The sequence below is a fragment of the Amycolatopsis eburnea genome, from assembly GCF_003937945.1.
Lineage (GTDB): Bacteria > Actinomycetota > Actinomycetes > Mycobacteriales > Pseudonocardiaceae > Amycolatopsis > Amycolatopsis eburnea.
Window position 1 is genome coordinate 480,162 of the sequence record NZ_RSEC01000063.1, and the last position, 13,868, is coordinate 494,029.

Annotated in this window: 15 protein-coding genes; 10 read left to right on the forward strand and 5 right to left on the reverse strand. The window is 72.2% G+C overall.

The window, feature by feature from the left end; all coding sequences use genetic code 11:
* Nucleotides 1-75: 75 nt before the first annotated feature.
* On the forward strand, nucleotides 76-924 hold the full coding sequence (locus EIY87_RS45935) for a DUF3626 domain-containing protein (RefSeq protein ID WP_125316371.1): 849 nt from the start codon (nucleotides 76-78) through the stop codon (nucleotides 922-924).
* Here EIY87_RS45935 and EIY87_RS45940 read toward each other — a convergent pair.
* Both EIY87_RS45940 and EIY87_RS45945 read right to left on the reverse strand, forming a co-directional pair.
* Entirely contained in the window at nucleotides 904-1,776 is an 873-nt protein-coding gene (locus tag EIY87_RS45940; protein ID WP_125316372.1) for a TIGR03620 family F420-dependent LLM class oxidoreductase, read from the reverse strand. The two genes, EIY87_RS45935 and EIY87_RS45940, sit on opposite strands and share 21 nt — an antisense overlap.
* A 68-nt stretch (nucleotides 1,777-1,844) precedes the next feature.
* Nucleotides 1,845-2,183, reverse strand: a complete 339-nt coding sequence (locus tag EIY87_RS45945; protein WP_125316373.1) for an ArsR/SmtB family transcription factor — start codon at nucleotides 2,181-2,183, stop codon at nucleotides 1,845-1,847.
* Between the two features lie 48 nt (nucleotides 2,184-2,231).
* Here EIY87_RS45945 and EIY87_RS45950 point away from each other — a divergent pair, with 48 nt between their 5' ends.
* Genes EIY87_RS45950 through EIY87_RS45960 form a run of 3 tightly spaced genes read left to right on the forward strand, consistent with a single transcriptional unit; the run spans nucleotide 2,232 to nucleotide 4,150 of the window.
* Complete coding sequence (locus EIY87_RS45950) at nucleotides 2,232-2,570, forward strand: hypothetical protein (RefSeq protein ID WP_125316374.1); 339 nt, start codon at nucleotides 2,232-2,234, stop codon at nucleotides 2,568-2,570.
* Nucleotides 2,567-3,496, forward strand: a complete 930-nt coding sequence (locus EIY87_RS45955) for an aldo/keto reductase (RefSeq protein ID WP_125316375.1) — start codon at nucleotides 2,567-2,569, stop codon at nucleotides 3,494-3,496. The genes EIY87_RS45950 and EIY87_RS45955 overlap by 4 nt, the downstream gene beginning before the upstream one ends.
* 48 nt (nucleotides 3,497-3,544) lie before the next feature.
* Nucleotides 3,545-4,150, forward strand: a complete 606-nt coding sequence (locus EIY87_RS45960) for a hypothetical protein (protein ID WP_225440436.1) — start codon at nucleotides 3,545-3,547, stop codon at nucleotides 4,148-4,150.
* Here EIY87_RS45960 and EIY87_RS45965 read toward each other — a convergent pair.
* Entirely contained in the window at nucleotides 4,141-4,659 is a 519-nt protein-coding gene (locus tag EIY87_RS45965; RefSeq protein ID WP_125316376.1) for an NUDIX domain-containing protein, read from the reverse strand. The two genes, EIY87_RS45960 and EIY87_RS45965, sit on opposite strands and share 10 nt — an antisense overlap.
* A 41-nt stretch (nucleotides 4,660-4,700) precedes the next feature.
* Between EIY87_RS45965 and dop the strand changes: the two genes are divergently transcribed.
* The 4 genes from dop to prcA all read left to right on the forward strand — a co-directional run bounded on the left by dop (nucleotide 4,701) and on the right by prcA (nucleotide 8,307).
* Nucleotides 4,701-6,203 (forward strand): depupylase/deamidase Dop, encoded by a 1,503-nt coding sequence (dop, locus tag EIY87_RS45970; protein WP_125316377.1) that lies wholly within the window; start codon nucleotides 4,701-4,703, stop codon nucleotides 6,201-6,203.
* Between the two features lie 86 nt (nucleotides 6,204-6,289).
* Entirely contained in the window at nucleotides 6,290-6,484 is a 195-nt protein-coding gene (locus tag EIY87_RS45975; RefSeq protein ID WP_013226725.1) for a ubiquitin-like protein Pup, read from the forward strand.
* Nucleotides 6,485-6,595: 111 nt separating this feature from the next.
* Nucleotides 6,596-7,450, forward strand: a complete 855-nt coding sequence (prcB, locus tag EIY87_RS45980; RefSeq protein ID WP_125316378.1) for a proteasome subunit beta — start codon at nucleotides 6,596-6,598, stop codon at nucleotides 7,448-7,450.
* A gap of 53 nt (nucleotides 7,451-7,503) precedes the next feature.
* The gene (gene prcA, locus EIY87_RS45985; protein ID WP_125316379.1) at nucleotides 7,504-8,307 is read left to right on the forward strand and encodes a proteasome subunit alpha; all 804 of its coding nucleotides are present in this window, start codon (nucleotides 7,504-7,506) and stop codon (nucleotides 8,305-8,307) included.
* A 60-nt stretch (nucleotides 8,308-8,367) separates the two neighbouring features.
* On the opposite strand, the gene EIY87_RS45990 is transcribed toward prcA, so the two are convergent.
* Together EIY87_RS45990 and EIY87_RS45995 are read right to left on the reverse strand one after the other, a co-directional pair.
* On the reverse strand, nucleotides 8,368-9,555 hold the full coding sequence (locus EIY87_RS45990) for an alpha/beta hydrolase (protein WP_125316380.1): 1,188 nt from the start codon (nucleotides 9,553-9,555) through the stop codon (nucleotides 8,368-8,370).
* A gap of 103 nt (nucleotides 9,556-9,658) precedes the next feature.
* On the reverse strand, nucleotides 9,659-11,083 hold the full coding sequence (locus EIY87_RS45995; protein ID WP_404800164.1) for a bifunctional phosphatase PAP2/diacylglycerol kinase family protein: 1,425 nt from the start codon (nucleotides 11,081-11,083) through the stop codon (nucleotides 9,659-9,661).
* Between the two features lie 199 nt (nucleotides 11,084-11,282).
* Between EIY87_RS45995 and pafA the strand changes: the two genes are divergently transcribed.
* Together pafA and EIY87_RS46005 are read left to right on the forward strand one after the other, a co-directional pair.
* A complete protein-coding gene (pafA, locus tag EIY87_RS46000) occupies nucleotides 11,283-12,641 on the forward strand; it encodes a Pup--protein ligase (RefSeq protein WP_125316382.1) in 1,359 nt (452 codons plus the stop codon).
* A 109-nt stretch (nucleotides 12,642-12,750) separates the two neighbouring features.
* Complete coding sequence (locus EIY87_RS46005; protein ID WP_125316383.1) at nucleotides 12,751-13,773, forward strand: WD40/YVTN/BNR-like repeat-containing protein; 1,023 nt, start codon at nucleotides 12,751-12,753, stop codon at nucleotides 13,771-13,773.
* The last annotated feature ends 95 nt before the right edge of the window (nucleotides 13,774-13,868 follow it).

The following is a 13,868-nucleotide window of genomic DNA, read 5'->3' on the forward strand; positions in this document are numbered from 1 at the left end:
CGGCGGCCGAAGCCAGCGGTTTTCGGACCTCGCCTTGTGTATAACGCCCTATACCGCCGGGGTACGCTGGCGCGCATGGTCCGGGGGAGCGGGAAACCGCGCTGGCAGGCGGCGGTGGACCACGTCGCGAACCGGGTGGCCGGGCCGCCGCTGCCCGACGACCTCGACGTCACCGTCCACTTCCACCCGGACCGCTTGGTGGACGGCGTCCCGCTGCTGCGGCACCTGCTCGCCGACGGCGTCTACCGCTCGCAGTTCGAGACGGGCACCGGCAACGGCGGCCTGACCGCGCACCCCGGCGGTGACCGGTGGCGCTGGGAGCACCGGATCTTCGGCGGCGTCTACGACGCGCTGCCGCCTTCGGACCGGCCAAAATACGGCTCCCTGAACCACCGGCGCCGTCCCGCGGGCGGCTCGGTCCGGTTCGGCTCGGCGCACCTGCGCCTGAAGCGGGAAGTGCTGACGCGGGTGACTTTCTGCTACCCCGACAGCTTCCACGAGCCGTCGGACTTCGGCACGGCCGCGCACCTGCCGCTGCTCCCGCTCGTCGAAGCGGCCGCGCCGGACGAACTGGACGACTACGTCGAGGCGCACGTCCACGGCCCGCTGCGGATTCCGTCCGACGTCGCGGCGCTGGTGCTGGACCCGGCCTTCCGCGGCACCGACGTCGAGGCCGCGGCCGTGGAGTCCGGGCTCCCGACGCACTGGCACCACGGGTTCCGGCTTTCCGTGGCCGCCCTCGCCGAACACGCGGACTACCGCGGCGAGGACGTCGTGCGGGCCGGCGCGGACATCGCCGAAGACGGGTGGCTGGACGCCCGCGTCATCGGCGAGGCGGTCCGGGCCGGCCGGCACGATCCCCAGGTGCTCAAGCGCCTGTGGCACTGCACCGCGCGGTTCGGCCTACGCGACGCCGGCGGGTAGCAGCGCTTCGGCCAGCCGGCGCCAGTGCGGCATGGCCGAGGTGCCCGGTGCCGTCCCGAGCACCTGGATGCCGACGTGGTCGGCGCCGGCGTCGAGGTGGGCGCGCAGCCGCTCGGTGATCGTGTCGAGGTCGCCCCAGAAGACGAGGTCGTCGACGAGGCGGTCGCTGCCGCGGCCGCCGTCCACGTCGGCCTCGGTGTAGCCGAGCCGTAGGAACTTCGCGACGTTGTACTTCGACGTCAGGTAGGTGTGCAGGTGGGCGCGGGCGACCTCCCGCGCCTTGGCCGCGTCGGTCTCGAACAGCACGGCGTGCTCGACGCCGAGGAACGGGCCGTCGCCGAGGATTTCGCGTGCCTGGGCCGTGTGTTCCGGGGTCACGTGGTAGGTGTGCGCGCCCGCCGAGCGGTCCCGGGCCAGCTCCAGCATCTTCGGCCCGTACGCGGCGAGCAGGCGGCGGATCGGGGGCTCGGGGAAAGCGTCCAGGGCGTCGAGGTAGCTCGTCACCGCCTCCAGCGGCCGGGTGTCGCGGCGGTCGCCGCCGTAGCCGAGGCCCAGCAGGTGGCGGTCCGGGTAGGCCTCGGCCAGCAGCCGGGCGCCGTGGTGGGTCCACTGGGGCTCGCGCGCCCAGATCTGCGCGATCCCGTTGACGACGGTGAGGCGTTCGGTGGCCGCCAGCAGGAACCCGGCGTGCGTCAGGGCTTCCCGCCGCTCGCTTTCCGGGATCCAGACCGCCGGCCAGCCGAGTTCTTCGAGCTCCTGCACGGAGTCCCGGATCAGCCCGGCCGGCTGGTCCTCGAAGTCGAACGTCCAGATGCCGTAGCGGCCGAGCCGCGTGTTCTCGATCGTACCCATGTATCGAAGTATCGCATATTTACGATGCGAAGCGCCGCGGGGAGGTGGCCGGGACGATGGGGGAGAGGTCAGAGGGAGTGGCCGAGCAGCGCGACGAACTCCGCGATCCGGGCTTCGTCGCGCTTGTAGTGCGTCCACTTGCCGACGCGCGTCGCCCGGACCAGCCCGGCGCGCTGGAGCGACGCCATGTACGCCGACACGGTCGACTGCGCGAGCCCCAGCTTCTCCTGGATGTGGCTGACGCACACGCCGACCTCGACCGGGTCGGCGATCGCGCGCTCCACGGGGAAGTGTCGCTCCGGCTCCCGCAACCACTGGAGCACCTGCAGCCGCACCGGGTTCGCGAGCGCCTTGAAGACGTCGAGCAGGTGCTCGACGCCGGGCTCGGATTCGGTGCGTGTCGTCATGGCTTCCCTCCCACCATACCGGCGTATAACGACCTATACTTCCGGGCCGTGACCGAAGAAACCCGGCGGCCCCGCGCGCCCATCACCGAATCCGACGTCCTGGCGTGGCTCGAGACGACGGCCGCCGCCGTCGAGGCGGGGGAGGTGCCCGCCCAGGAGCTGATCGACCTGCTCGGGGAGTTCCGCCGCGCGTCGGCCGCCTGCGCCGACGCCTCGGACTGGCTGCTCCTCGCCGCGCGGGAGGGGGGCGCGAGCCTCCGCCAGATCGCGCCCGTCTTCGGCAAGGGCTACGTCCGGGCGCCGGCCGCCCGGCTCGAAAAGCTCCACCGCCAGGCGCAGAACTCCGGGCAGTGGCTGGCCATCCTGCGGCACAAGGCGACGGCGTGAACCGCGTCGCGCTCGGCCTGGCGGCGCTCGGCAGGCCGGCGTACATCAACCTGGGCCGGGACGGGGCGCTGCCGCCGACGCGGGACGTGGCATCGATGCGGGCGGCGACGTTCGAGGTCCTCGACGACGCCTACGCCGCCGGGGTCCGGCACGTCGACGTCGCCCGGTCGTACGGGCGCTCGGAGGAGTTCCTGGCCGGCTGGCTCGCCGAGCGCGGCCACACCGACGTCGAGATCTCGAGCAAGTGGGGTTACGCGTACGTCGGCGAGTGGCGGCTCGACGCCGAAGTGCACGAGGTGAAGGAGCACTCGGCGGCGCGGTTCGCCGCCCAGTGGGCGGAAACCCTGGCGCTGCTGGGGGAGCGGGTCGGGCTCTACCAGGTCCATTCGCTCACTGTGGACAGTCCACTGTTCACCGACGAGCCGTTGGTGGAGGCCCTGGCCGAGCTCGCCGCGAACGGCGTGGCGGTCGGGTTCTCGACGTCCGGGCCGGCGCAGGCGGACGCGATCGAGCGGGCGTTCGCGCTGGAAGTGGCCGGGCAGCCGGTGTTTTCGGCGGTGCAGTCGACGTGGAACCTCCTGGAGCGCTCCGCCGGGCACGCCCTGGAAGCGGCGCACGCGGCCGGGAAGCGCGTCCTGGTCAAGGAAACCCTGGCCAACGGCCGGCTCGTGGTCGAGGCGCCCGCGGCGGTCCTCGACGTCGCCGCGGCGCACGGCACCGGGCCGGACGCGGTCGCCGTGGCCGCGGTGCTGGCGCAGGACTGGGTGGACACGGCGGTGATCGGCCCGGCGAGCCCGGCCCAGCTGGCCGCGAACCTGCGAGCCACCACGCTTTCCCTGAGCGCCGAGGAACAGGACGCGCTCGCGGACCTGGCCGAGAACCCGCCGGAGTACTGGCGACACCGGTCCTCCTTGAAGTGGGACTGAGCGGCTGCACTACCCTTCGCAGGCACGAAACCGACGACAGGAGGCCGGGTGCGTCATCGTCAGGTGGTCGCCTTGGCCGCGGTCGCGCTGGTGGGCCTGACGGCCTGCGAAGGGCCCGACCCGAACAACCTCGAGACGTACTACGACGATCCGGCGCCGACGTCCGCGCCGGTCTCGACCGCCGAAACGCCGGTGAGCCCCGCGAAGGCCGCTCCGGTCACGCCGCCCGATCCCGCTCTGCTCGCCGAACCCGCACTGCTGTCCGACGCGGACGTCGCGGAGGAGGGTGTGCAGCCGGCCTCGAACGAGGTCGCGGGCTGCCTGGCGGACGGGCCGTCGGCGGGGAGCCGGACCGCGACCTGGCGCTACGCCAGCGGGTCGGTGCTCAGCCACCGCGTCGTGGTGTTCCCGGATCGGTCGGCCGCCCAGGCCGTCGCGGAGAACGAGTGCGCGGGCAAGGCGGTGAGCGTCCCCGTCCAGCCCGGGGTCGAGCGGCAGCAGGCCTGGCGTGACGGCAAGACCTGCACGGTGTTGCTGGCCAAGGGAACGCTGGTGTCCGAGCTGACGGTTTCGGCGAGCACCGAGGCCCGCGCGGTGGACGCGGCGAAGCGCCTGCTGCCCGCTATGGCGGCGAAGCTCACCGCTCAGCCGTAGCGGCGGAACCACTCCTGGACGCCTTCGCGGCCGTCGGGGATGAAGGGCAGCGCGGGTGCCGGGTCGTCGATCCAGGCGCGCAGCTCTTCGAGCGGGATCCAGCGGCCTTCGACGATCTCCTCGGCCTGGTGGTGGATCGGGCCGTCCCAGCGGACCTCGAAGGCGAAGTTGTGGCAGCGGTTGCGGCCGTCGTCGTAGACCTTGGTGAACAGGGGAACGGGTTCCACCCCTTGGACGCCGAGCTCTTCGGCCAGCTCGCGGCGGGCGCACTCGGCCGGGGTTTCGCCCGCGGCGACCACGCCGCCCGCCCAGCAGTCCCATGTCGAGGGGAACACGTCCTTGTCCGGGGTGCGGAGGTGCACGTAAACGGCTTTTCCGTCACCCGAACGGACCAGGACGACGCCGGCGGCGTGCCACAGGGCCTCCGCGCGGACGCGGGCGCGCGTGGTTTCGCCGACCACCGAGCCGTCCCGGTCATAGAGGGCAACGAGTTCGTCACTGCCTGGCATGGGTGCATCGTTCCACTAGGACGACCCCGTAGGGTGGGGACATGCGGCGGATCATGGGAACCGAAGTCGAGTACGGCATCTCCGTGCCGGGCGACGCGACGGCGAACCCGGTACTCACCTCCACCCAGGTCGTGCTGGCCTACGCGGCCGCGGCCGACATCCCGCGCGCCCGGCGGGCGCGGTGGGACTACGAGGTGGAGAGCCCGCTGCGGGACGCGCGCGGGTTCGACCTGACCGGCCCCGGCGGGCCGGGCCACGACCCCGACGTCGAGGACCTGGGCGCGGCGAACGTCATCCTGACCAACGGGGCGCGGCTGTACGTCGACCACGCGCACCCGGAGTATTCGGCGCCCGAGGTGACGAACGCGCGCGACGCGGTCATCTGGGACAAGGCGGGCGAGCGGGTGATGGAGGAGGCCGCGCTGAAGGCGGCGTCCGTCCCGGGCCAGCCGCAGCTGCAGCTGTACAAGAACAACGTCGACGGCAAGGGCGCGAGCTACGGCACGCACGAGAACTACCTGATGGCGCGGTCGACGCCGTTCACCGCGGTGATCGCGGGGCTGACGCCGTTCTTCGTGTCGCGGCAGGTGGTGACCGGCTCGGGGCGCGTCGGGATCGGCCAGCAGAGCGAAGAGGCCGGGTTCCAGCTCTCCCAGCGTGCGGACTACATCGAGGTCGAGGTCGGCCTGGAGACCACGCTGAAGCGCGGGATCATCAACACCCGCGACGAGCCGCACGCGGACGCGGACAAGTACCGCAGGCTGCACGTCATCATCGGCGACGCGAACATGTCGGAGTACTCGACGTACCTCAAGGTCGGGACGACGGCGCTGGTGCTGGACCTGATCGAGTCGGGCATCCGGTTCGACGACCTGAAGCTCGACGAGCCGGTCAAGGCGGTGCACCAGATCAGCCACGACCCGACGCTGAAGACGCAGGTCGCGCTGGCGAACGGCAAGAAGTACACCGGCCTCGACCTGCAGTTCGCCTACCACGAGATCGCGTCGCAGAACCTGGAGCGCACGGGCGCCGACCAGGCGTCGAAGGAGGTCCTGCGGGTCTGGGGCGAGATCCTGGACGCGCTGGCGCGCGACCCGCAGGAGTGCGCGGACCGGCTGGACTGGCCGGCCAAGCTGCGGCTGCTGGAGGGCTACCGGCAGCGGGACCAGCTGGCCTGGGGCGCGCCGCGGCTGCGCCTGGTCGACCTGCAGTACTCGGACGTGCGGCTGGCCAAAGGCCTGTACAACCGCCTGGTGACGCGCGGCTCGATGAAGCGGCTGGTCACCGAGGAAGAGGTGCTCGCGGCGGTCACGACGCCGCCGTCGGACACGCGGGCGTACTTCCGGGGCCGGGCGCTGGAGAAGTACGCGGCGTCGATCGCGGCCGCTTCGTGGGATTCGGTCATCTTCGACGTGGGCAAGGAGTCACTGGTGCGCATCCCGACCCTGGAGCCGCTGCGGGGGACGAAGGCGCACGTCGGCAAGTTGCTGGACAACGCGGCGACCGCGGAGGAGCTCGTGGAGGCGCTCACCGGTTCGGACTAGGCGGGACGCACCAGCGATCGCGGCGTGACCCCGAATGTCGGGGCCGCTGGGTAGGCTAGGAAACATCAGCCACACCGGGAGGCGAGATGGCCCAGGAAAAGATCGAAAAGCACGGCGGTGGTGACTCCGACGAGGAGTTCGACGACACCGGCGCGGCGGGTCAGGAGCGGCGCGAGAAGCTCGGCGAGGACGTCGACACGATCCTCGACGAGATCGACGACGTGCTCGAGGAGAACGCCGAGGACTTCGTCCGGGCCTACGTGCAGAAGGGCGGCGAATAGCCGCACCGGGGCACTGCGCCCTTGCCGACCGTTCAGCCGGCGGCCGGGGTTCCGCGTGGCCGTTGGCGCGCGCGGGGCTCCGGCCCGCACAGATGGGACTTTTGAGCACGTATGGACAACACCAGGGGCATCTCGGGTCCCGCGCTGCCTGCCGCGTACTTCTCGTCGGCGACGTCGTCGTTTTCCGACTTCCTGCGGGTACAGGCGCCGGAGCTGCTTCCGGAGCGGCGCGTGACGGGTGGTGCGGCCGAACTGGGCGTGCCGCACGGGACGACGATCGTGGCCTGCACGTTCGCGGGCGGCGTGCTGATCGCGGGTGACCGGCGGGCGACGTCGGGCAACCTGATCGCGAGCCGCGACATCGAGAAGGTGCACGTCACCGACGAGTACTCGGCGGTCGGCATCGCGGGCACGGCGGGGCTGGCCGTGGAGATGGTGCGGCTGTACGCGGTCGAGCTGGCGCACTACGAAAAGATCGAGGGCGTTTCGCTGTCGCTGGACGGCAAGACGAACAAGCTGGCCGGCATGGTCAAGGCGAACCTCGACATGGCGATGGCCGGGCTGGCGGCCATCCCGCTGTTCGTCGGCTACGACCTGGAAGCCGAGGACGCCAAGCACGCGGGCCGGATCGTCTCGTACGACGCCGCGGGCGGCCGCTACGAGGAGAACGGCGGCTACGCGGGCATCGGGTCGGGTTCGCTGTTCGCGAAATCGGCGCTGAAGAAGCTGCACGACCCGGACGCCGACGCCGAAGGCGCGGTGCGGGTCGCGGTGGAGGCGCTGTACGACGCGGCGGACGACGACACCGCGTCCGGCGGGCCGGACCTCGTGCGGCGAATCTTCCCGAGCGTCGTGACGATCACCGCGGAGCACGGCGCCGTGCAGCTGCCGGAGTCGGAGACCGCGGCCGTCGCGGAGGCGGTCGTCCAGGGCCGGATCGAGCGCCAGCAGCGCCGGCTCGCCTGAGGCGGAGCCGGACCAGTGAACGTAGGAACACCGGAAGACCTGGAGCACACACCGTGACGATGCCGTTGTATGCCTCTCCCGAGCAGCTGATGCGGGAGCGTTCCGAGCTGGCGCGCAAGGGCATCGCGCGCGGCCGGAGCGTGGTGGTGCTGAAGTACGCGGGCGGCGTGCTGTTCGTGGCGGAGAACCCGTCGGCGACGCTGCACAAGGTGTCCGAGATCTACGACCGCATCGGTTTCGCGGCGGTCGGGCGCTACAGCGAGTTCGAGAACCTGCGCGTGGCGGGCATCCGACACGCGGACCTCAAGGGCTACCAGTACGACCGCCGCGACGTGAGCGCGCGGGCGCTGGCGAACGCGTACGCGGCGACGCTGGGCAGCATCTTCACCGAGCAGCTGAAGCCGTTCGAGGTCGAGGTCTGCGTCGCGGAGGTCGGCGGCAGCTCGGCGGAGGACCAGCTGTACCGGCTGACCTACGACGGCTCGATCTTCGACGAGCCGCAGTACGTGGTCATGGGCGGTCAGAACGAGAAGATCGCGACGAAGCTCAAGGAAACCTTCGAGGACGGCCTGGACCTCCAGGGCGCGCTGAGCGTGGCGGTGGCCGCGCTGCGGGCGCCGAGCCAGCCCGCCACGACGACGTCGTCCTCGTCGTCGTCTTCGGCCGGCTCGTCGTCGAACGCGACCGCGTCGAACGGCAACAGCGAAGCCGACCCGATCAAGCTGGAGGTGGCGGTCCTGGACCGCGACCGCCCGCGCCGCGCGTTCCGCCGCCTGACCGGGGCGGCGCTGGACGCGCTGCTGCCGGTCCCGGACCCGGTGGGCGACGAGCCGGAGGCGAAGCCGGAAGGCGAGTGAGTTCCTGAGCGAAGCGGGGCGTGGCCGGTGGTCGCGCCCCGCTTCCGCGTTCAGCGGCTGTCAGGACGTGGCCGGGGATGCCCGGAAGTTCTGGTCCGCGAACGCCAGCAAGTACGGCAGTGTCGCCCGAGCCGTGTGCCACGTGTGGTTGAACCCCCGCTCGGCGTGCACCACCGCCTCCTGGCCGCGGGCGCGCAGGGCGTCCGCGATCCGGTGGGCGGTCGTCACGTCGGTGGGCGCGCCCGTGCCGACCGCGAGCATGACCGAGATCGGCGCGGTGAACTTCATCGTCGGCAGGTACCGGCGCGGGGTGTTGGCGGCGATGGCGGCCTGGTTGCCGCTCAGGATGCCGATCGAGTCGTTGAGGTCGTCGTAGGGGAGGGCGATCACCAGGGACGCGAACTCGTCGACGTGGTGCAGCCCGATGTTGAGGGCGCCGAAGCCACCGCCGGACATGCCGCCCAGCGCGCGGTGGGCGCGGTCGGCGACGGTCCGGTAGCGGTGGTCGACGGCGGGGACGACGGTCGCCGCCAGGTACGTCTCCAGCTGGGGGCCGCCGGGGACGTTCAGGCACTCCCAGTCGGTGCTGGGGTTGCCGGCGGTCAGGTCGACGCTGACCACGATCATCGGCTGGATCACGCCGGCCTGCTGCAGCGCCAGGAGTGTGCCGGGTGCGTCGCCGGAGGTCAGCCAGTCGCGGGGGCCGCCGTACGGGTAGCCGTGGATGAGGTAGACGACCGGGTAGCGGCGGGCGGTGTCCTGGTCGTAGCCCGGCGGCAGGACGACGTAGTTGCTGCCCGACGGGACGCCGTGCGCCGGGTCGGGGACGTTCAGCACGTCGACGCGCTGGCCGCCGGACGTCGCCGGCGCGCCGGCCCTGGGGGCGGAGGGGGCCTCCTTGCCGTCGTCGAGCAGGCGACCGGCCAGGTTGACCGGGCCGGGGCCCTTCTGCAGCAGGCGCGCGAGGTCGTCGGGGGTGCGGACGTAGCCGACGTAGCTGTTCAAGGCAGTTACCGCGGCGAGCAGCAGGAGCACCCCGAAGGCCGTGAACCCCCAGCGCCGGACCCGGCGGCGGTACCAGAGCGCGACGACGACGGCGAGCACGGCGACGGCGGCCGAAGCCAGGGTCAGCCAGATGAGCGGCGACTCGAGCGGGCCCAGGTCGCGGGCCCGCGCGGTCACGTCGCCCGGCAGCACCGGATCGGCGGCGACGCCGTGGAAGGCGCGCGCCACCCCGTGCCCGGTCATCTCGTCCCCGCTCGTCCCCTGGCCGCGGGCATGATCACCCGCACCTTGATCGCGAAGCTAGCGAGAAGACCCTGTGGGTTCGTTGAGAGAAGGTAAAGCGTGCTTAAAGCCGGTAGATGGTGAGCGCGCTGGGCCGGGACCGGAAGCGGAACCGGTTGCCGAGCGGGCCGACCTCGCCGTCGGTGGCGACGCGGCGGTGGCCGTCGAGCAGCTCGACGTCCAGCTCGGGCAGGTCGAGCTCCTGGTAGACGTGGCTGGCGGCGAGGCTCCGGGTGAGCATCGCCGCCAGGAACCGGGCGCGCGAGTAGGGCAGGTCGGCGCGCAGGTACCGGATGTCCAGCAGCCCGGTGTCGAGCGCGGGACGGCGGCTGGGGGCGAACCCCTTCGGCGCGTACGTCCCGTTGCCGACGAACAGCAGCCACACCTGGATGAGCTTGCCGTTGAGCCGGACGGTCAGCGGCTTGGCGTGCCGCAGCGTCCGGGCCAGCGCGATCGCCGCGGACGGCCACTTGGGGTGCTTCTCCTGCAGCTTCTCCCGCAGCCGCACCATCTCCGGGTAGCCGCCGAGGCTGGCGGTGTTGACGAACCAGCGGTGCGACGGCGCGCCCGCCCCGTCGATCCGGACCTCGCCGAGGTCGATGCCGACGGCGTTGCCGAGCTCGGTCGCCGCGTCGGCGTCGGGCATGGCGCGGACGCCGACGTCGCGGGCGAAGTGGTTGAGGGTGCCGGCCGGGATCAGGGCCAGCGGGAGATCGCGTTCGGCGGCGACCGAGGCCACCGCGGCGACCGTGCCGTCCCCGCCCGCGACGCCGAGGGCGCGGACCGTGCCGCGGGCGTCGATCTCGGCTTCGAGCTGGGCGCGCAGGTCCTGCTCGGGATCGGGGTAGAGGATCTCGGCCTTCGGCCAGGCGTGCCGGGCCTCTTCGGTGGGGTCCTGGCCGTCGACGCCGGACTTGGGGTTGACCAGCACGAGCATGTCGTCGCCGTCGACCATCTCGGGCGCGTCGGCGTCGTGGGCGGTGCGGCCGGGGACGTCGTCGTGCAGCGGCCACCAGTGCCGGGTGGCCAGGCCGACGCCGGTGCCGATGGCCAGCCCGGCGCCGACGTCGGAGGGCCAGTGCACGCCGGTGTGCACCCGCGAGTACGCGACGGCCAGTGCCAGCGGGGCCACGGCGAGCCCGGCCCGCGGCGACTCCATCGCCACCGCCGTCGCGAAGGCGGCCGCGGACGCGGAGTGCCCGGACGGGAACGACGACGAGGTGGGCCGTTTCCGCAGGCGGCGGTGCATCGGCATCTCTTCCTCGGCCGGGCGGCGGCGCGGGAACAGCGGCTTGCCGATGAGGTTCGCCGCGGCGCTGGCGCCGGCGATCGCGACCACCCCGCGCAGTGCGGCCCGCCGGGTGGGGCCCTGCCGCGCCGCGAGCAGCGCCGCGACGCCCCACCACAGGCGTGACTTGTTCGCCGATCTGGACAACGCCATCAGCGCGTCATCGGCCTTCGTGGCCGGCAGGGCGGCGCTGCGCCGCATGAGGGCGCGATCGGTGCGCCCCACCCGCCGGAAGGCCTGGATGAGCTGGTGTGTCAAGGAGTCGCCTTCCCCGAGTCGTCAAGAGCAGTGCTCCAATCGTGCCTGAATCGGGGAGATTTCACCGTCTGTGGCATACCGGGGGCGTGTCGACGCCCGAACGGCGCACCGTCGGAGGGGGTGCAGCGCCTACTCTGGTGGGATGCAGCGGCGGATCTTTGGCATCGAGACCGAGTTCGGGGTCACGTGCACCTTCCACGGACAGCGCAGGCTCTCGCCCGACGAGGTGGCGCGCTACCTGTTCCGGCGAGTCGTGTCGTGGGGACGCTCCTCCAACGTGTTCCTGTCGAACGGCTCCCGGCTCTACCTCGACGTCGGCTCGCACCCCGAGTACGCGACGGCCGAGTGCGACGACCTGGTCCAGCTGGTCACGCACGACAAGGCCGGGGAGCGGATCCTCGAGGACCTGCTGGTCGACGCCGAGCGGCGGCTCGCCGACGAGGGCATCGGCGGCGACATCTTCCTGTTCAAGAACAACACCGACTCCGCGGGCAACTCCTACGGCTGCCACGAGAACTACCTCGTGACGCGCGCGGGTGAGTTCTCCCGGATCGCCGACGTGCTCCTGCCGTTCCTGGTGACCCGGCAGCTCATCTGCGGCGCCGGCAAGGTGCTCCAGACGCCGCGCGGGGCGGTCTACTGCCTCTCCCAGCGTGCGGAACACATCTGGGAGGGCGTCTCGAGCGCGACCACCCGCTCACGGCCGATCATCAACACCCGCGACGAGCCGCACGCCGACGCCGAGCGCTACCGGCGGCTGCACGTCATCGTGGGCGACTCGAACATGGCCGAGCCGACGACCATGCTCAAGGTCGGCTCGGCGAACCTGGTGCTCGAGATGATCGAGGCCGGCGTCCAGTTCCGCGACTTCACCCTGGACAACCCGATCCGGGCGATCCGCGAGATCAGCCACGACCTCACCGGCCGCCGCCAGGTGCGGCTGGCCGGCGGGCGCGAGGCGTCGGCCTTGGACATCCAGCGCGAGTACCACGCCCGCGCCGTGCAGCACCTCAAGGACAACGGGTCGACGCCGGCGAACGAGCGCGTCGTCGAGCTGTGGGGCCGCGCGCTGGACGCGGTCGAGCAGCAGGACTTCGGCAAGATCGACACCGAGATCGACTGGGCGATCAAGCACCGGCTGGTCGAGCGCTACCGGCACAAGCACGACCTGGACCTGTCCAGCCCGCGCATCGCGCAGCTCGACCTGGCCTACCACGACATCCGCCGCGGCCGGGGCATCTTCGACCTGCTGCAGCGCAAGGGCCTGGTCCGCCGGGTCACCGACGACGGCGAGATCGAGGCCGCCAAGGACACCCCGCCCCAGACGACCCGCGCGAAGCTGCGCGGCGACTTCATCGCCGCCGCCCAGGCCGCGGGCCGCGACTTCACGGTCGACTGGGTGCACCTGAAGCTGAACGACCAGGCCCAGCGCACGGTCCTGTGCAAGGACCCGTTCCGCTCGGTCGACGAGCGCGTGGAGCGCCTGATCAGCTCGCTCTGACGAAGTTCCGTGAAGGCCTCCTTACCGGCTTTTATGCCCGTGAAGGAGGCCTTCACGGGCTTTGGGGATGCGACGAAAGTCGGGGTCGGGGTGAGGGAGGATCGGGCGCATGCGTGTCGTGCTGCTCGTGCTCGCTCTGCTGGTTTCGGTCGCGGTCCCGGCGTCGGCGGGGGAGCACCCGCCGGCGTGGGAGCTGAAGCCGACCGGCGTCACCGCCCAGTTCCGGGGCCTGTCCGCCGTCAGCGCCCGGGTGGCGTGGGTGAGCGGCACGCAGGGGATCGTCCTGCGGACCACCGACGGTGGTGCGACGTGGAAGTCCGTCGGGCCGCCCGGGACCGAGGCGCTCCAGTTCCGCGACATCGAGGCCTTCGACGCCGAGCACGCCGTGGTCCTGTCCATCGGCCCCGGCACCGACTCGCGCGTCTACCGGACCGACGACGGCGGCGCGCACTGGCGCCAGACGTTCCAGAACACCGACGCGGCCGCGTTCTACGACTGCCTCGCGTTCTTCGACCCGTGGCGCGGCCTCGCGATGAGCGACCCGGTCGACGGCCGCTTCCGCGTGCAGGCCACCTTCGACGGCGGCCGCAGCTGGCGGCCGGTCCCCGACAGCGGCTTCCCGGCCGCGCTGCCGGGTGAGGCCGGGTTCGCCGCGAGCGGCCAGTGCGTCACCACCGCCGGCCCGTTCGACGCCTGGCTCGCCACCGGCGGCGGCGCCACGGCCCGCGTGCTGCACTCCGGTGACGGCGGCCGCCACTGGACGGCGTCGGACACGCCGTTGCCGAGCAGCCCCTCGGCGGGCGTGTTCGCCGTCGCCTTCCGCTCGCCGTCGCAGGGCCTCGCGATCGGCGGCGACTTCGCGAACCCGGACGCGCCGGGCCCGGCCGTCGCGCTGACCCGCGACCGCGGCCGCACCTGGACCACCCCGGGGCAGTACCCGGCGGGGTACCGCTCCGGGCTGGCCTGGCGCGGTGGCACGGTGCTCGCGGTCGGTCCCGGCGGCAGCGACGTCAGCCCGGATGGCGGGCGGCACTGGACCCGGTTCGACACCGGCAGCTTCGATTCCGTGGACTGCGCCGGCGCGGCCTGCTGGGCCAGCGGGGCCCAGGGCCGGGTGGCGCGCCTGCGCTAGATGTGATGTCCAGGCAGGTTGGTCAGTCGGGTGACCGGCGGTTTGCCGCCGGTTGCACTGTGGGGTCGATGGTGATTGTAGAAGTGCAGCCAGCC